The organism is Paenibacillus methanolicus (assembly GCF_008124765.1).
Classification (GTDB): domain Bacteria; phylum Bacillota; class Bacilli; order Paenibacillales; family Paenibacillaceae; genus Paenibacillus_Z; species Paenibacillus_Z methanolicus.
Map to the genome: position 1 here is coordinate 347,094 of NZ_VNHS01000005.1, position 19,207 is coordinate 366,300.

Below are 19,207 nucleotides of genomic sequence, written 5' to 3' on the forward strand. Positions count from 1 at the left end.
GGAGCGGGCATGATGCAAGTATAGCCCGATGCATTCGCTACCGGGATCCATATGAACGAGGATGGGGAGTGAGGACATGGCTTCAACGGACAATAGGCTTCAAGCGATCGCATTCGAAATGGACGTGAACGGCAATCCGTTCGTCGTTCATACCGCCTTGCTGGCGGACGAGCAGGGCGCGGTTCTCGTCGATACGGGGATTCCGGGACAGCTGGAGCTGATCCGCGGCGTGCTGGAGCAAGCTTCGGTGCCGCTCGCGAAGCTGTCGACGATCATCATCACGCATCAGGACCGCGATCACATCGGCAGTCTGCCGGAGCTTGTCGAGGCGACTGGTGGCGCCGTTCAAGTATTGGCGCACGAGGTCGGCGTGCCTTACTTGGCGGGCGAGATTCCGCTGCTTAAGAGCAAGCAGCTCGCCGTGCCTGTCCAGGTTGACCGCGCGCTGCGGGACGGGGACGTGCTGCCCGTGGCCCGCGGGCTTCAAGTCGTGCACACGCCGGGCCATACGCCGGACCACATCTCGCTGTACCACCAGCCGAGCAAGACGCTGATCGCTGGCGACGCCTTGACCGCGGCGGACGGCGTGCTCCACGCGTTCGACCCGCGCCATACGCTCGAACCCCGCACGGCGCTGGCGAGCATCGCCAAGCTGATCGAGCTGGACATCGAGACGGTCATCGCCTATCATGGCGGCGTCGTGACCGGCGATATTCGCCAGCGGCTGCGCGAGCTCGTGGAGACGACCAACGTTACGAATTAAGCGTTATGCCCAAAGCGGCCTCATCCCGTTCATTTCGGGAGAGGCCGCTTTTTCGACATCGGCAGTAGCAGTGCGTCTGAATGCTGCATTCCCAATCTCGCGATTGCGAACGCAAACCAATCAGCAGTGGCTGAATGCTGCATTCCCAATCTCGCGTTTGCGAACGCAAACCAATCAGCAGTGGCTGAATGCTGCATTCCCAATCTCGCGATTGCGAACGCAAACCAATCAGCCTTTTTAGCGCAATGCTGCATTCCCGGTCTTTGGACCGTGAACGCAAACCAATGCGCCTATTAACTAATATTCAAGAACCGCAGCGAATCGATGGCGTCGTTGCCGACTTGGCGCACGAGCGTGCCGGCCGGAACCGGCGCAAGCTTACCCTCGTCGACGTTGAGATTGATCAGGACGGAGACAATATTCCCGTATGGATGACCTTCCAGCGTCCGGGCGAGCGAAGGCACGATATCCATCGATTTGCCCTTGTAATTGGCGTCTTCGAAAACCGTAATTTTGCGGTTGGACGGCAGGATGGCCACGAAGCCGGAAATTTCGTCGTCCCACTCGTCGTCGTCGGTCAGCTCATGGTCGATCTTCGGCAGCACTTCCAGGTTCGGGATGGCGTCGCCTTGGGCGACCGCGACCCACATCGTGTTTGCGCCGATCGGCTGCAGGACGATCTCGAGTGCTTCTTTCAGGCCGAGGAGCGAGGCGAGGAATTCGACTTTGTCGGCTATGCCGTCCAGCAGATTGTAGACCATGTTCAGCTGCGTCGTCACTTTCTCGAGCACGGGCTTGAGCAGATCCCAGCTGACAAGTCCGCCCATCGTCGACTCCGGCAAAATAATGAGCCGGTCGCCTTCCTGCTCGAGATCGTTCAGGCGATGCTCGCCAGCCAGCAGCAGCTCTGGCACCGCGATCGGTACTTGGGCGATCGGGATCTTCGGCAGCGTCAGCGCGATCGGCTCGAGATTCGCGATCTGAATCTCAAGTGCGGCCTCGAGGTAGCGCAGATCGAGCTCGGCCAGCTGATGGAAGCCTTTGATCTGCGGCGTGAGCAGCAGGTCGAGACGGGATTCCTTCCACGGGTTCAAGCTGTCCGACAGGTCGGCGCCGCGGATGTTGAACTCGCTGCCGCCGAGCGGTTCGAACTGGCTGTTCACAAGCTTCTTATACAGCTTCCAGTCCAGCTTCACCGAGAAGCCGACCGGCAGCTCGAACGGGATCAGGTCGTCGATGAACGGCAGCGTGCCCGAGAGGAGCTTCCCGTCGTCTTCCGCAATGCCGGCAGATTGAGCCGCGATGCCGGCTGGCGTCCCCGCCTTCGCCAAGCTCGACGTGAGCTCGGCAACGAGCGACGTGCCGGGCTCGAGCGTATCGGAACTGCGGGTGATCTGAAGCGTGTTCATGATGCCCGCGAGAATCTTATCCTTGAACGGCAGTAGGTTGAGCGGCTTCAGCAGGAAGTTCAGGCTGAGGCCTTCTAGCGTAAGCGGTATGCCGTTAATAGCCGCGGTGACCGATGCCTGCACCTTCCGCGCCACCTCGGCGACGTTGCCTTCCCATACCGTCGGCGGCAGGAAGACGAGCGACGTCTGCAGCTGGCCGAGTCCTTCGGCCGAGCGGAAATGCTCCCCCTCCGTAAGCGGATTATCGTGCTCGTCAAGCACGCTCCACGCCACCTCGCGGATCTCGAAGGGGAGGGACAAGCCTCCGATCGGCAGATCGCCCGTGACCGGGAACCATTGCAGATCGGGCAGCGCCGTGAGACCGGCGGCCCCGCCTCCGAGCAGCCCCTCGAACGGCGTCATGAGTTTGAGCAGCACGGGTTCGCCTTGGCGCACCGACCCGAGCTTGCTTGCTTTTACCCGGAACAGCTGACGAAGGTGATCTTTCACGAGCGGGAGCTGCTTGATGAGCAGCTTGATCGGCGCAGAAGCTTGCATCGTCCCATTGATCAGATAAGAGACGATCCCCTTCAGCTCGTACGTCTGCGGGATTGCCTGCGCGTCCGTATCCACGAGGATCGGCTGGATCGTGAGCTGCTGCTCGAAGGCGCTTCCGGCATCCCGTAGGAAGAAGTCCTTGCCGAGGCCAAGCGGAACGGGCGGCGCGGCCGCGGCAGTTGGGGACAGGCGCGCCAGCTCCCACGCGATGCCCTCGATTTTCCATGGCAGCGGCAGCACGCCGACGAGCAGCTCGCCGAACGGCTTCGCGAGATCGAGCAGCTTATGGACGATCTTCAGCTCGAACGGCTGGCCGGGCTTCAGCGTATGGAACGAATTCGGAATGAGGTCGAAGCCGCCGATGACGTCGGCGAGCACGGAACTGACCGACTGGATGGTCGTGGCGGGCGTCGTCAGCGAGAGGGTTTGGGTGATGCCGTTAACCTCGGTCAGCACGTTCGCGGTCGCGTAGGCTTTGTAGTCCTCCTTCTGCGGGGTGAACAGGAAGCGGGCGTTGATTTTGTCCAAGCCGTCGGGGGATTGGAAGTCTTTGCCCTCCTCTAGCTTGATCGGCGTGTTTGCCGCAACGGCGGCGCCTTCGGCGGCGACGGGAACTTTGAACGCTTCCCACTGCACGGCGTGGATCGTGACGAGCGTCGGCTTGCCGTTCACGGGCATCGTCGTCTTGATCGGGAACGAATCGGTCGATGTGCCTTCCGGCAATGACTTCAGAATGGTGGAGAGGCTGGCCTGGAGGTAATCGCCGCTGCGAAGCAGGCTGGTGGAGGTGGATTCGGCTTGGAACGAGGCGAACACGGTGTCGGAAGCGGTCGGCAGCAGCGTGACGGCATCGGCCGGGAAGCCGCGCGACACGGAATAGCCGTTGAGCACGATTTGGGCGGTAGCTTGAATCGTCAGCTCCGATTGCTGCTCGACCTTGAGAAGCGGGGTAATCGTTATTTCCGTATAGTCAGCCGTCCGTTCTTCCTCGTAGGCGTAGTCTTTGCCCCGAATTAAGTCCGCCGAGCCTTTCTTGACGCCGATCAGAATTTCGAGCTCGTACGGGAAGTCGTACTTGTCGCCGTAGTAATATTCGCCGGCGTGTCCGGAGCGGGGAAGAACGGGGAAGGCGGGTTTGCAAAAGCGGTAAACGAGCGGTTGGCCGGGCGCCAGGATGCCGTCGGCCGGGATTTGCGTCATGAATACGTTCTGCTTCAGCTCGTTCAAGTCAATAGGGGATTGACCGATGATGATTTCGATGGGGATCATCTCCAATATGGATTATTTGGGCGGGGGAGTTGAGGGGAGTCGTGCTGCCGTTGGCTCTTGCCCGACAGGAACGATTATATAAGCAGGTCGGCGCGTTTGTTGATAGGCGCAAATGCCCAAAAATAAAGGCTGGGCCCTTTGGTCGGTACCAGCCGAGAATGGTACTTCCCGCGATCGTCCGAAGCTCGGATAATGGGAAGACGACTGCCGTTTTTGTCTAGAAATGCTCGTGTATTTTGAACTGCCGGCAGTTATCGAAAGCGTACGTTCATTCCCGCCCACGCAAGCCGCGTTCCTTCGCCTTACGAATTTGCTTCTCCCAAAAATCAGGCTCCACATAGCTGATGTGCGTATAATCCACTTCGTCGCCAGTTGGAGTAACAAGCTGGACGAGAAGCCATTTATCCGTGTTCGAAGGACGCAGGTCGCCCGTCTTGACCGTCAGCGTCTGCACGCCGTAACGCGCAGGCGCGCCAACGACGACGACCTGATTGCCCTTCGTATAGACGGCGCATACTTTCGTTTGGAAGACGACGAGGTATAAGTCGAGATCGGTTTCGTCCTGAAATATGGGGAAATCTACGCCAACGTCTGTTGTAAACGACATTACATGGGATAATCCAATATCGTACGTTGCGAACAATCGATGCAGGGCGTGGTGTATGCGAGCGGGAATGCAGCTCCACCGCCCGCCCCAATACGTGCTGTGCCAATGCTCTTCGTAGACCGGCCTTTGATAGAGGGGATCGTTCTGGATGACGCGGAACGGAATTCGTTTGCCGTCGGCGATCACGTGCGCGGCCGGAATGGTATCGGTCGGGTAATAAGCGGCGGCTTCCCGGTCGCCCGGCAGCTCGAGCATCTTCTCGGGCTTCGCCGGTTCAAGCTGATCTAGGCGGCGTTGAAGCGAAGCGGCTTGCTCCTCCAAGCTGGAGGACGGGGACGCGGAGAGCGGCTCGGCACCGAGAGCTGCGGCGGTGAGTAAGTGGAAGACAACTAGCGTGACAAGTAATTTATACCAAGTATCGCGCATCATATTCATAGATCACCTCAAGGGTACCGTGCGCTTTACCAGCCAAAATTATGTAAAAAGGCGTTTGCCGTCATCGGATGACGCGGAAGCGCCTTGGCTGTTGGAAGGTAGGGTAGCCAAGCAAACAAACACAAGCTTTGTTCGCAGGACAAAAGCGTGCCAACTCGAAAGCCTCCGCCGACCACTGAACTAAGCTTCAGCACGAAAACGGGTGTCCAGAGGGCAGCGCCCTCGGAGCCCCCTCAGCAATGCTGTCAGGTTAAGGAAAAACGTCCATTGAAGCCAACTAGGGCCTATAGTTGACAGGCTTAAGTCATAGGACGGACTTCAAAACCTACTGAAGCTTTGTCCGTCAGGACAATAGCGTACCCCGCTCAAGCCCAATCGCCGACCACGAATATGTGCCCCAGCACGAAAAAGGGAGTCCAGAGGGCAAAGCCCTTTGGTTCCCCTCAGCGGAGGGGGAAGGGGGAGGGGAAAGGGGGAGGACACCTGAAGCGGAGCGGCGGTCCAGGTAGCAGTTAGCCGGCTGGGTAGCGCCAAAAAAGCCGTCTTCTCCCGGGAGAGAAGCGGCTCGCAATGTCGCAGTGCTGCATCATGCATGCGTAAGATTTAGAAAAGACCGAACAGCTTTTTCTTCGCGACGTTCTTCCGGTCCAGCTGCACGATCTCGTTCACGCCGGCCTGGGCAAGCTTCTCGAGCAACGGCTCCGTGCCCTGGGCCAGTTTGAGATTCATCTCTTCCGCATAGAGCGGGACGAGCGTGAAGAAATGCACGTCTTTGTCCGCTTCCATGTTCAACGTGAAGAAGGCGTGCGGGTCATTCACAAGGGTCGGCAGTTCGACGAGCATGCCGGCCAGCTTCGTGTTACGGGCATACGGCCGGGCCGGATCGCCATTCGGAATCGTGTGGGCGTGGTAGAGCCATGTGTCGTATTCATGGGGAAGGCGGGCCAGTGTTTTCAACATGCGGACCGGCCAGTAATGCTCTTCATCGCGAAAAGCCTCCTCCGACATCGGCCACGACGGCGGCAGACACAGCATGAGCTCCGCGTAACGGAAGTTCTCGGCGCCTTCGGGTACCGTCATCGGCCGATTGCTCATGCCGCAAGTGACAAGCGTGTAGTAATTGCGCTGCGGCGTCGGCGGGACGAACAAGATATCGATGTGAACCAAGTCCGAGATAATCTCATGGAACACGTTCGCGACCGGGCCGATGTGCTGCTCGACATGGGCGGTGATGCGCTGGATGGCTTGCTCGTCTCCGGCCGCGAAATCGATCTCGCGGTCTTTCGCTTCGTGGCGGTAGACGGGAATGCCGGCTGGGGATGCTTCTTGGTTGCTCATGGCAGCCTCCTTAAATTTGGACGAAATGGGCTAGTCCTTCTAACTGTACGATGAAACGGGCGGTTTGTGAACGGATAAATGTCACTTTTTGGTAAAATTATGACGAATGATGGGCGAAGCTTGCTGGGACGGGCATCAAGCTTCGTCCATCATTCCTCCGGCGGTACAGCCTGTCCGACAGAGGGACGAAGAATGCCGCGGTATGCCTCGATGGCGAGCGCCCGCGAGCGCTTCAGATCGACGATCGCCTCCGGCGTCGGCTGGTGGATCGTCTTATCCGGCAGGTGGGCGAGTTGCGGCAGCCACCGGCGAATGTAACTGCCGGACGGATTGTGCGTGATCGACTGCGTGACCGGGTTCATGATCCGGAAGTATGGCGAGGCGTCGTAGCCGAGCGAGGAGCTCCACAGCCAGCCGCCGCGGTTCAGCGTATTGTCGTAATCGGCGAGCATGTGTCTGAAATACGCTTCGCCTTTGGTGAACGGGCAACGTAAATTCTTCGTCAGGAACATGGCCGTAATCATGCGCAGCCGGTTCGGCAGTTCGCCCGTCTCGCGAAGCTGCATCATCGCCGCGTCGATGACGGGGATGCCGGTCCGCCCCTCGGCCCAGGCGTCGAAGTATGCATCCGACAGCCCGCTAAGATCCAACAAGTGCTCATAGGCGAAGTAGTCGGGATTTTGGCGGGCCTGCATGAGATAGAAATCCCGCCAAGCGAGCTGGCGTATCCAGGCTTCCGCGCCGTCGCGGTCAAGGGCGGTTTCGTACGCGATTCGCGGCGAGAGCACGCCGTGGTTCAGCCAGCGGGCAAGGCCGCTGCCGGCATCCACGGCATAATCGTCCCGCCGGTCCGAGTAGTCCGCGACGCTCGCTTCGGCGAAGGAGGCCAGCTGCTCCAGCGGGCTCTCCGCGTGCGCGTTCATCCGTGCGGCCGCTGCCAGCCGCGAGGCGATATCCGCCGGCAGCCGGTATCGATTCTCGATACCGCTGTCCAGCTTGCGGACCGTATGCAGGTCGGCAAGGCGCGCCGTGCCGGACGGGGCATAACATTGCCGCATATAACCGAGCCACATGCGGTAGAAGGGAGTGAACACTTTATAGGGTTCGGTCCGCTTGGCAAATTGGCCGAAATCCGCCAAATCGATCAGAAGCGCGTCGTCATAGATTTTGTACCCGCGGCCGTGCCGCTCGCAGGCCGCACGCAGCCGCGAATCGCGCCGCAGCGCATAGGGCGTGAAATCCGCCTGAGCGACAAAGCCCGCGATGGGCATTGCCAGCAGCAGCGCTTCCACAATTTCCGCGGGATCGCCATATAATAGATGCAGCTTCCGATCTGCGGCATTGTAGTCGGCGACAAGCCGGGCGAGCGCGCGCAGGAACGTTCGCCCGCTGTGGCTCTCCAACCGCTGATGATCGGCGAGCGCGGGATCGACAACGAACAGGTGAACGCCTTCGCCGCCTCGCCGTCGGATCGCGTCGAAGGCGCGCAAGTCGTAACCGCGCAAATCTTTGCGGTGCATGAAGAGGTACATGAGGCCCTCCCCTTTCTTTAAGTGAGAGTTCGAACATCCTCTTTAATAAAAGTTTAGCATTGACCCGATATTTTTGGATAGACAGAGAAGTTTAACCAATGGTATACTCGCAAACATGTGGATACGGCACGTATCTAATCGTGCAAAGGAGCGTACAGCGTGAAACGAAAACCGAATACATGGAAGCGATGGACCAGGCGAATGGCCATGGTGCAGACGGGCGTCCTGCTCATAGGACTGTCAACGCCGTTCGCACACGCCGCACCGGCTAGCGGTTCCCAGAACATTCAGCAATTCTTCGAGAAATTCCTGCAACAAAACCCCCAGATTGAACGCAATACCCTGGATTCATCCGCCTTACCCCCCAATGATTTAACCACCAATTCTCAACCAACCTTAACGAATACCATCAAGATCGGAACGATTGATAACGAACAACCCTCTGAAGATTCACCATCCGGCGAAACCGGGCAATCCGCGCAAGTTGAACAGCCTTCATCCGATTCTACTTCCAACAATCCGTCTATTCCAGGCGAAGACATTTCTGTTGATGTACCCGATTCGGGTTCGAATGATTCGAGCAGCGGCGATCACGACGGCGAGCCTTCGGGAGAAGCGCCGCAGGACGATGCCGGAGAACAGCCGACTGGCGACGGTGTCATTGAAGTTCCTGTCGACGGCGATGAGGCTGCCGATGGCGAAGAACCCGGTACCGTTGGTGAAGACGGCGAAATTCCCGACGAGAATTCGGATCCGCTGACGGAATTCGCGAACCAATGGGCGTTCGGGCATATCGAGACCGAAGCTGCAACGGCGCTCATCTCGGCAGCTGGAACGACGCCGAAGCCGATGGTCATCGCGGTGATCGACACGGGCGTCGACGCGACGCATCCGCTGCTCGAAGGCGCCGTGCTTCCGGGCATCGCCTGTACGGGCGAAGGCGAAGACATTTGCGAAGGCGATGATGCCGGCGATGCCTCCGAGTCCGGTCACGGGACGCGGGTTGCCGCGCTCGCGGCAGGGCTGGCTAAGCTTGCGGCGCCGCAGGCGCAGATTCGGGTTCTTCCGGTGGCGGTAGGCGACGAGGATCGCGAGGAGCGGCTGGACCGCTTGGCGGCGGGCGTTCGAGCGGCTGCCCAGTGGAGAGGGAGCGGCGGAGAGAAGGTCGGCGTGATTCTGATCGGTCTGGGCCAGCGTTATCCGGGCTTGCCGTCCAATTTATCCGAAGCGGTCGATGAGGTTAAGCAAGCCGGAATTACGATACTTGCGCCTGCCGGTAATGAAGGCAACCCGATCGTCGTGGAAGACGAGGAGGTCGGGTCCTACTACCCGGCGGCGCTGCCTGGCGTCATCGCCGTAGGCGGTTACGACCGCTTGGGAAGGCCGAACTCGAATAGCGGCGCATCGCTGATTCTGCCGGGCGAAGCGTTGTTCTCGGCCTCGATCGGAGGGGATTACTCCGAGAATAACGGCAGCGAGTTCGCCGCCGCGATGGCGGCGGCAGGCGCGTCGATCGTTCGTTCGTACAGCGAGACGCCGGCGGAGGAAGCGCTCGCCGGCGGCATGCTCAGCGGCAAGTGGAGCTTGAAGCGCGCGCTCGAGACGGCGTTCCCGGACCCGAACGACAAGACGGCGCCGACATGGCCGGAAGGCGCGCAGCTTACCGCAAGCGGGATCGGCTACGCCAGCGTGAAGCTGGATTGGCCGCTCGCGCAGGACGAGAGCGGAAGCGCGCGTTACGAAGTAAGCCAAGCGAGCGCCAAATTGCCGGGGAACTATTTGCCCGGACAGACGTTCGGCGGCTTGAAGCCGGGCACTGCCTATGCGTTCGACGTCGTGCCGGTCGACCGCTCGGGCAATCGAGGCGTGCCGCTCGGCGTCTCGGTCGAGACGAAGGCGGTCTCGCCGATCGAGCGCATTACGGCAACGGCCGATGGCGCAGCTCCGAACGGAGACAGCGAGTTCGCTTCCGTCAGCGACGACGGCAACCTGCTCGCCTTCGAATCGGAGGCGAGCAATCTCGTCGACGGCGACACCAACGGAGAAGCGGATGTATTCGTCCGCGACCGCGCGGCGGGGACGACCCGGCTGATCAGCCGCTCTTCTTCGGGCGGCGATTCGGACGGCGGCAGCTATGCGCCTCTGATCAGCGGAGACGGCACCTACGTGCTCTTCACCTCCCACGCGTCCAACCTCGTGAAGGGGCTGGAAGCGGGCGAGACCGAAGATCTGTATCTGGCGAATTTGAAGACCGGCAATATCGAGCGCGTGGCCGAGAGCGTGCCGGCCGGCTACATTTACAATACGGCGCGTCCTTACGCGATGAGCGACGGTGCCCGCTACATCGTGTTCGCCTCGTATGCCGACAACGGCACGACGAACGACTACAATACGACCTGGGACGTATTCGTGAAAGACCGGACGACCAACGCCGTGACGCGAATCACGGACCGCCTGCGCGATTTCTTCAATCCGTCTCAGCTGGACATCACGCCGAGCGGACGCTATGTGACTTTCGGCATTAACCAAATCGGCTTGCTGCAAGAAGACATCAATATTGACGACGACGTATACGTGTACGACACCTTGTACGGGGAGTATGAGCTGATCAGCCATAACCCGCAAGGCTTATCCGGAAGCAACAGCAGCCGGAATCCGTCCATCAGCGACGATGGCCGCTACGTGACGTTCGAATCGTTCGCCGGCGATATTAGCGACGAGGATCAAGATTATACGAACGATGTCTACGTCTACGATCGGAAGACGCGCAACCTGAAGCTGGCCAACTATACCGTGGACGGTCAGGCGAGCGGGGGAGAGAACGTGCTGGCTGCCATGAGCGGAAGCGGCCGGTTCGTCGCCTTCGAGTCCGACGACAGCCTGGACCCGTCCGCCGTTAACCGAAGCGTATACATCCGCGATCTGAAGCGGGGCATGACGTATTGGATGGGGCAGTCCCCGACGGGCGACTCGGCCAACGCGGACGTGCAGCGCCCTTCCGTCAGCGACGACGGCAAGCATCTTGCGTTCCAATCCCGCGCCTGGAACTTAGTGCCGGGCCAAGAGGAAGGCGCGGGCTACACTGAAATTTATTACACGACATCCCCTGCAGAGCTGGACCAGGAAGCGCCGGCTTGGGAAGAAGGGGCCGAGCTGACGGTCGCGAAGTACGGTTCTACTTACGCCGCGCTTCAATGGCCGCAGCCGAAGTCGGGCTCGGGCGCGACGCCTGCTTACCGAATTTATCGGAACGGCGAGCTCGTGGGATCGACGACGGAACCATCCTTCTTGGTTACCAATTTGAAGCCGGGCGCGAGCTATGCATTCAAAGTCGCGGCCGGCAGCGTCGACCATAAATGGGGAAGCGCGGCTCTCAGCGCGCCGCTTACGACGCTGGCCGAAGCGGAGACCGACGCGCCGGGCGGCGCGTCGGACGCGAGGTTCGAGGTACAGCCGGGACAGGTCGCCGTTAGCTGGACCGACCCGTCCGATCTGGATTTCATGTACGTTCAAGTGCTCTGGCGCAAGCTCGGCGCGCCGGATGACAAGACGAACGCGACGCGCATGCTGCCCAAGGGCAAGCAGAAGGCGCTCATTACGAATCTGGTTAACGACACCTCGTATCAATTCGCTTTCGCGGTCTACGACGCGGAAGGCAACAAGCGGGTCTATTCGGCCGATACCGTCACGATGGGACCCGGTCCTCGCATCGCCCGCGTGACGGGCTCCGATACGGACGGCGACAACATGTCGGGCTTCGGCGGCATTCAGATCAGCGCGGACGGCCGCTACGCGGTATTCGAATCGTCCTCGCCGCGGCTGGCGGAAGGCGACACGAACGGCGGGATGGACGTGTTCCTGTACGATTACGAGCACGGCACCGTCCAGTTGATCAGCCGCGACGAGCTGGGCATGCCGGGCGACGGCCAGAGCATGAAACCGGACATTAGCGGAGACGGGCGATACATCGTCTTCCAGTCGGATGCCCAGAATTTGATGGGCGCGGTTTCTTCGGGACCGGATACGCAAATTTTCGTCATGGACCGCGACGCGGACGGCAACGGGAAGTTCGACGAGCCCGGCGGCGTGACCTTGAAGCGAATCAGCGAATCCCCGATGGGCGATCCCGCCAACAATTACAGCGAGACGCCGGCGATCAGCGCGGATGGCAAGACGATCGTCTTCATCTCCCGCTCGGATAATCTGTCCGACATCAAGACGAATCAGACGGAGCAGCTGTACATCTACGACAACGGCAGTCCGGAAGGCGGGTTGTCGCTTCTCTTGAACGCCGAAGGCAAGCTGCCGAACGGTTCGATGTCCGAGCCGGACGTCAGCGGAGACGGCAAGACGATCGTATTCGGCACCCAGGCGACCAACCTGGCGCCGGACACGAACGAGTCCGAGGACGCCTACTTGTACGACGCGGCGACGAGGACGTTTACGCCGCTCACCCATTTCAATGACGAACAGCCTCACTACTATAACGAGGTCGCGCATCCGACCGTCAGTTTGGACGGCAAACGGGTCGCATTCGCGTATCAGGGCTACGAATTCAGCGCGTTCGATATCTACGTGTATGACCGCGGCGGCGATACGCCGTCCGTGAAACGGATCACCGACAAGCCGGATGAAAATCTGTATTACTACAATAGCAAGCAGCCGTCGATCAGTCCGGACGGCCGCTACGTGGCCTTTAGCTCGGATTTGCCGAATCTGGTCGCAGGCGATAAGAACGGCAACACGGACGTGTTCCTCTACGACCTGCAGGCGAGCAAGGCGAGGCTGGTCAGCCGCGCGTTCAACGGCGAGCAGGGCAATGGTTCTTCCTATAATCCCGCTGTCAGCGAAGGCGGCAAAGTCGTCGCATTCCGCTCGGTCGCGGAAAATCTCGTGACCGGCGATTTCAACGGCGTCGATCTGTTCGTCACAGAGACGGACGATGAGGCGGGCGAAGGGGAGCTTGCTTCCTTGACGGCGGAGTTGCTGGAAGGCGGCAAAGTGAAGCTGACCTGGAGCGCGCCATCCGCCGCAAGCGATATCGCGGCTTATGAAGTCGTCCGCACGGGCAGCAATCAAATGCCGGTCACGATCGCGACCCTTGGCGCGGACCAGCGCACGTACACGGACCAGCCGGAGACGCTGGGCGTGTTCAGCTACCACGTCATCGCCGTGGATGGCCAAGGGGCCAAACGTCCATACTCGGAATCGAAGATCGTCCGCGTTACGGATCTGGTTATTCGATCGGTCAGTTACCATACGCCGCTCATTCAGAACCGATATGCGGCAATCGGCGGACGAATCGCGATCAGCGCGACCGGCACGGCCGAGGCCTCGGCCAAAGCGGTACTGACGTATCGGCATGGCGCCGAGACGCGAACGGCCGAAACGAACCTGACGGAAAGGGCGACAGGCGGCTACGAGGGCGCCCTGACCGTGCCGGAAGGCGCGTCCGAACTGCTCGCCCTTCAGATCGTGCTGGCCAAGGATGGCAGCGAGGCTGCCAAGAGCGCGCTCTCCGGATCGATCCGGGTCGGCGGCGCGCTGCGCGTCGCGTTCGATACGCCGCATGGCGATCTGCTCAAAGACGCGTATCTATCGGTATCCAGCGCGGCCATGAAGACGCGCGCCGGCATGAAACTAAGCGGCGGCGGCGAGGTCGTGCTGGCCGGATTGCCGCAGGCGAGCGACTACCGGATTAGTCTCGTGACGGACTCAGGCTTAGAGCTGTTCGCCAAGCTGGGCGACCGGACTTATACCGTGACGTGGGGCGCGGAAGAGAAGCAATCGCTGACGCCCGGCTTCGAGTCCGCCTTGTTGACTAGGATCGTCGGTCCGGACGGCAATGCGCTGTCCAACATCGACGTCACGATCTGGGATGAAGCCGGCGTGGTGCTCCGAACCGGCGAGACATCGGCTCAAGGCACGATCAGCCTGCTCAAAGGCAGACAGTCCGGCGAGAAGCTGTCCGTGGAAGCAAGCGATGCGTCCCAGGCGTACTTGTGGAAGTCGAAGGATACCGAGCTCTCCCCGGGGGCGAACGAGATCGTGCTCGCCTTGGACGAAAGACCGAAGGCGAAGGTGAGCGGGAAAGTGACGTATGCCGACGGCAGGGCGGCGGTCAAAGCCGACGTGACCTTGATCCAGACCATCGACGGAAACACGCTCACGAAGACGGCGAAAACCGACGCGAGCGGCAACTACGCGGCGAATGTCTTCGCGGGCGACATCAAACTGCTGGCTGCGGTCGCCAAATTCGGGCGTTCCCGGATCGAGTCGCTTAAGCTTGAGCCGAGCGAGACCTCCCGGATCAACTTGGAGCTTCAAGAAGGCGTGCCGACATCCGTTCAAATCAAGCTCTTCACGAAGCATCTGGGCGCCGAGTGGGTCGGGCCGCTCGAGCTGGATTGGCGGACGATCGCCCATTACCATTTCACGGTACCTACGCACACGGTGCTTTCCTCGGGCAATCCGATGATGATCAAAGCGTCGCCCGGCGACGAAGTGCGGATGTGCGCGCGCGGCGTGGAGTCCCATCTCCCGGACGCATGCGGAACGGCGACGGTCGGCGAGGACGGGACAACCGGGCTGGAAATCCGGATGGAGGACCTCGGCACGCGTTTCAAAGGCGAGCTGGTGGCGATATTAAAGCCGGATCAAGGCTGGCCATCCATGAATTTGTTCAAACTGGACGCGCAGGGCAAACGCCAGCTGGTGTTGGAGAATCCGATCAAAGCGCGCGCCTTCGAGTTCCCGCTTCCCGGCGAAGGGCGCTACGTCGCGCAGATCAAAACCGGCGGACGCATCGTGGAGCGCGAGTTCGAAGCCAGACGCGGAGAACCATCCGATCTGGGCAAGATCGCGCTGCAGGAGAAAGCCTACTACGGCGGACAGTCGGGCAACGGCTTGACGCTGACGCCGGGACGCGTCGCGCTCGGCAGCGATTTTCAAGTGCGCGCGACGTTCCGCAATCAAGGCGAAGCCGTGACGGACCAGACCAAAATGCGCTTCATGCTGCCGCAAGGCGTCAGTTATGTCTCGGACAGCGGCGCGCTTAACGGTCTCATTACGATTCCGGATCAGGGGGACGGCTATGTCGAGTTCTCGCTGGGCCAAGTGGCCAAAGGCGAAGCGGGCGTGCTGGTCTTCCGCCTGAAGCTGAGCGAGAGCATGAACGCGGCTTCCGTCGTGCTCGCTTCGGAGATGACGTTCGCGGCTGGCCGCCAAAATGTCTCCGAGATCGTCGCCCGCGCGGCCGCGGAGGTCTCGTCGGTTACGCTCGATGCGCCGGACGTGACCGGCCGCCGCGATATCAAACTGAGCGGCATCGCGAAAGCGCGCAGCACCGTACGGGTCTATGATGGCGATCTGCTCCTCGGCGAGACGCAGGCTTCTTCCGCCGGAACGTGGAAGCTGCCGGTGAACTTGCCGGATCGCGGGGAAGAGGCGATCTACCGTCTGTTCGCCGAATCGGATGACGGCACGGTCAAGACGCCAAGCGATACGAAGCGCATTCGCGTTAGCAAAGCCTATCCGCAAATGACGAAATTTTCGATGCGCCAGGTTGACGGACGGGAAGTGACGTTCGACCCGAGCGACGGCGTGGCGAAATTCCCGTACGTTTTCGCGCCGTATCTGCCGTTTATCTTCAAAGTTACCTTTACTAATCCGGACGCGGTGAAGAACGTGAACGTATTCGCCGGAAGCGAATCGGCGATCGCCGAACGCGGCGACGACGGCGTGTTCACGGCCGTGCTGAGAACGAGCAATCCGGATGGCATCTCCGTCTCTTACGAGGCGCAGGATGTGTTCACCGTGCCGCCGCAGCCGGAGTCGGACGAGGAATACCGCGAGCAGCTGCCGCCGGATCTCAAAGACTTCGCGACGGAAGACCTTAAGCTCGATACGACGAGCGATACGGTGCATACCGCGGCGATGAAGGGCTCCGTGCCGGTTGACGGCGGAAAGGTCAACATGAGCATGAATTACCGGCTGGAGCGGATCGAGAACTATACCCCGCCGGCCGCAGACCGTTCGGGATCGCCCGTGCGCGGGCTGCGATTCAACTATAGCCTTAGCAATAATCAGTTGAACGTATCGATGACGGCCTATATTCCGGAATCGGAATTCGCTTCGCTCGGCGTCGAAGGGGCCATCGCCAAGATGTCCTCCGCCATGAGCGGAGACGCGAGCGCGCAGCGTTCGTTGTCCGCGTTCAGCGGCGCGGGCGCAGCCATTAAAATCGCGGTACAAAACGCGATGAAATGGGAAGGCGCCGGCAAAGTATGGACGGCGATCGATACGCCGTACTCGATCTTTGACGGCTTGGGCGTCAACGATTCGCTTAAGGAACTCGGCGACGTCGCGTTGTCCGCAGGGGGATGCTCGCCTGGCGTGGCGCAGCAATACGCCGACGAAGCCAATGATATCGCCAAGCTGGCGATGGCTTACGAAGTGGCCAAGTGGTCGATGATGCTTGGATCGCTCGTGGCCGGGCCGGCGACGTTCGGCTGGGGAACCGTCGGATTGTGGATGCTGACCAACGGCATTGGCAAAGTGATGGATGCCCATATCGGCGCGAAAGTCGACGATCTGAAGGCGCGCGTGGCGAACGATGAAGACTGCCGCGACGACGAGGACGACGACGAAGACGACAACGACGATAATGATGACAACGACGATCGCGACGACGACCGCGATGATCCCGAGGATGTCGCGGATCCGGTCTGGATCTACGATCCGAGCGGCTACGTGTACGAGGTAACGGAAGCCCGCCGCGTTCAAGGCGTCAAAGCAACCGTCATGTACAAGGACGAAGCGACCGGCGAGTGGACGGTATGGGACGCGGACTGGTTCGGCCAGGTGAATCCGCAATATACCGATACCGTAGGCCGATACGGCTGGGACGTTCCGCAAGGCTTGTGGAAAGTCGTGTACGAGAAAGACGGATACGTCACCGCGGAGAGCGACGAGCTTCGGGTGCCGCCGCCTCACTTCGACGTCAATATTCCGCTGGTCTCCGTATTACCGGCGACGATGACGGACGTACACGCGCAAGCAGGCGGATCCGCGATCGACGTGCTGTTCGACCGCCATGTGCGGCTGGATACGATTGAAGCCGGCGGCATTGCCGTAACGTCGAACGGCGACGGCGGCAATGCGGCGGAAGGCACATTCACAGCGGTGGATGAGACCCTGTGGAAGGGCGCGAAAGTCGCCCGCCATATCCGGTTTACGCCAGAGACTGCCTTGCAAAATGGTTCCACGTACACGGTAACGGCGAGCAGCGCGGTGCTGAGCTACAACGGCATACCGTCCGGCGACGATACGGCTAAACAAGTAACAGTCGCCTCGGCCGATACGACGGCGCCGACGGCGGTCACGAATCCGGCGGCCTTCGCGGAACGGCGCGCGATCCTGCTGACCTGGGAAGATCCGGCCGATATCGACTTCAACCAGGTCGAGCTGGCCTGGAAGCCGAGAGGAAGCAAGGATCCGGCCCAGACCGTCGCGGTCGCCAAAGGGCAGCAATGGGCGAGGTTGTCCGGTCTCGAGACGGGCAAGGAATATGAGATCGCCTTCCGCTCCGTCGACCAGACGGGCAACGCGGCCGAGACGATCATGATGAAGACGACGCTGTTCGCGGACGAGACGGCTCCCGACACGGTCGGTCCGCTCGACGTGACGAACGTTAGCGCGACGCCAGGCCGCGATTCGCTGAAGCTAGCCTGGATCGACCCGTCGGCGACTGATTTCGCGGGCGTGCAGATCACTTGGCGCGAAGCGGGAACAGAAGCGATTCAAGGGCCGGTAACGATAAACAAAGGCGCGCGGACGCATACCATCGCTGACCTGAAGAGCGGCACGGCGTACGAAATTACGCTGACCGCCTTCGACGAGGCGGGCAACGGTTCGTTCGGCGTGACCGCGACGGCGCAGACGAAGAGTGACATCGCGGATGTAACGAACGTCAAAGCCGAACCGGGCCGCGATACGTTGAAGCTCACGTGGACCGATCCATCGGTTGCCGGTCTGAAACATATTCGGATCGCATGGCGCGAGGAAGGAGCAGCGGAGCAGCAAGGCGCGTTCGACGCGGTAAAGGGTACGCAAGCGTACACGGTCGCGGACCTGAAGAGCAGCACGAAATACGAAATCACGCTGACCGCGGTCGATTCCGAAGGTAACGCCTCGACGGGCGTCAAGGTGACGGAACAAACGACGTCTGCCGGCGGAGGACCTGGCGGAGGCGGCGGTGGCGGCGCGCCTGGTGGCGGTGGTTCCGGCAACGGCAACGGCCAGCAGCCGGATACCGGGACCGGCTCCATCGCGACCGGACCAAGCGGCGGTAACTACGCGCTGCTGGACGGGAAGCTTATCGTGATCGTGCCAGCCTACGCCTATTCCGCGGACGCTGCTATCGCCGCGAAGCGGAAGCAGGTCGGTTCGCTGGCAGGGACGGTGCTTAAGCCGGTATCGGAAGCTTATGAGCTATCCGGGACCGCGCCATCCAGACCGATCGAAATGACGATCTCGTACAGCAAACAGCAAGCAGCTGGCATTGATCCTCGGAAATTGGCGGTATACAGTCAGCTTCCGAACGGACAATGGAAGCAGATCGGCGGCCTTGTACAGAAGAACAAAGGCACCGTTACGGTAACCGTGTCCAGCCTAGGCACCTTTGCGGTGCTGGCTGCCGATCCGCGTTTCGGGGATCTGAACGGTCACTGGAGCCGCTCGGATGTCGAAGTGCTGGTTAGCCGCGGCATGATGGACGGCGTCGGCGGCGGCGAATTCAAGCCGAACCGTCACGTCACGCGCGCGGAAGCGGCGAAAATGATGGTCACGCTGGCGCTTGCCTTAGGGCGCCCGACGGCGCTCGCGTCCGGAAGCTTCTCCGACGTCGACGCCGGCGCCTGGTACGCGGACGCCGTCCGCCAGGCGCAGACGCTGGGCATTATCGAAGGCGCCGGCGGCAAGTTCCGGCCGAACGATTCGATAACCCGCGCCGAGCTGGCGCTTATGTTCGCCCGCGCAAGCGGCGCCGATCTGTCGGAGATGGCCGATCGCGCGGATCGGATCCTGGCCCCATTCTCCGATGGCGGCCGGGTTCCAACCTGGGCGCGGCAAGCTGTCGCCTATGCGGTTGAAGGCGGCTTGATGAAAGGGGCGCAGCATGCGCTGAATGTCGGCGGTCAGGCGACCCGCGCCGAAGCGGCTGTCATGCTGCTTCGGACGCTGGAAGCCAAGTCGCCGCTCGCGACCGACTGATGAACGCGCAAGACGACAATCCTTCTCGGACCTGGGTCCGAGAGGG

General features: G+C 60.9%; 6 protein-coding genes. 2 read left to right on the forward strand and 4 right to left on the reverse strand.

The genetic code is table 11. The features are described from left to right. Positions 1 to 76: 76 nt before the first annotated feature. Positions 77 to 763 (forward strand): MBL fold metallo-hydrolase, encoded by a 687-nt coding sequence (locus BCM02_RS15540; RefSeq protein WP_148930011.1) that lies wholly within the window; start codon positions 77 to 79, stop codon positions 761 to 763. Positions 764 to 1,056: 293 nt separating this feature from the next. Here the strand turns inward: BCM02_RS15540 and BCM02_RS15545 are convergent, their stop codons facing one another. The 4 genes from BCM02_RS15545 to BCM02_RS15560 all read right to left on the reverse strand — a co-directional run bounded on the left by BCM02_RS15545 (position 1,057) and on the right by BCM02_RS15560 (position 7,890). Continuing rightward, positions 1,057 to 3,978 carry a hypothetical protein gene (locus tag BCM02_RS15545; protein ID WP_148930012.1) on the reverse strand — a complete coding sequence of 974 codons (2,922 nt, stop codon included), beginning with the start codon at positions 3,976 to 3,978 and terminating at the stop codon, positions 1,057 to 1,059. Positions 3,979 to 4,246: 268 nt separating this feature from the next. Next, the gene (locus tag BCM02_RS15550) at positions 4,247 to 5,014 is read right to left on the reverse strand and encodes a hypothetical protein (protein ID WP_246183392.1); all 768 of its coding nucleotides are present in this window, start codon (positions 5,012 to 5,014) and stop codon (positions 4,247 to 4,249) included. A gap of 609 nt (positions 5,015 to 5,623) precedes the next feature. Continuing rightward, positions 5,624 to 6,358, reverse strand: coding sequence for a suppressor of fused domain protein (locus BCM02_RS15555; RefSeq protein WP_148930013.1), 735 nt, complete (start codon positions 6,356 to 6,358; stop codon positions 5,624 to 5,626). A 149-nt stretch (positions 6,359 to 6,507) separates the two neighbouring features. Continuing rightward, on the reverse strand, positions 6,508 to 7,890 hold the full coding sequence (locus tag BCM02_RS15560; RefSeq protein WP_148930014.1) for a cryptochrome/photolyase family protein: 1,383 nt from the start codon (positions 7,888 to 7,890) through the stop codon (positions 6,508 to 6,510). Between the two features lie 159 nt (positions 7,891 to 8,049). Between BCM02_RS15560 and BCM02_RS15565 the strand changes: the two genes are divergently transcribed. Next, positions 8,050 to 19,161 (forward strand): fibronectin type III domain-containing protein, encoded by an 11,112-nt coding sequence (locus tag BCM02_RS15565; RefSeq protein WP_148930015.1) that lies wholly within the window; start codon positions 8,050 to 8,052, stop codon positions 19,159 to 19,161. Positions 19,162 to 19,207 lie beyond the last annotated feature (46 nt).

Excerpts from the sequence above, each read along its gene's own strand:
- BCM02_RS15550 (WP_246183392.1), bottom strand. The coding sequence starts at position 5,014 with ATGATGCGCGATACTTGGTATAAATTACTTGTCACGCTAGTTGTCTTC.
- BCM02_RS15560 (WP_148930014.1), bottom strand. The coding sequence starts at position 7,890 with ATGTACCTCTTCATGCACCGCAAAGATTTGCGCGGTTACGACTTGCGC.
- BCM02_RS15555 (WP_148930013.1), bottom strand. The coding sequence starts at position 6,358 with ATGAGCAACCAAGAAGCATCCCCAGCCGGCATTCCCGTCTACCGCCAC.
- BCM02_RS15545 (WP_148930012.1), bottom strand. The coding sequence starts at position 3,978 with ATGATCCCCATCGAAATCATCATCGGTCAATCCCCTATTGACTTGAAC.
- BCM02_RS15540 (WP_148930011.1), top strand. The coding sequence starts at position 77 with ATGGCTTCAACGGACAATAGGCTTCAAGCGATCGCATTCGAAATGGAC.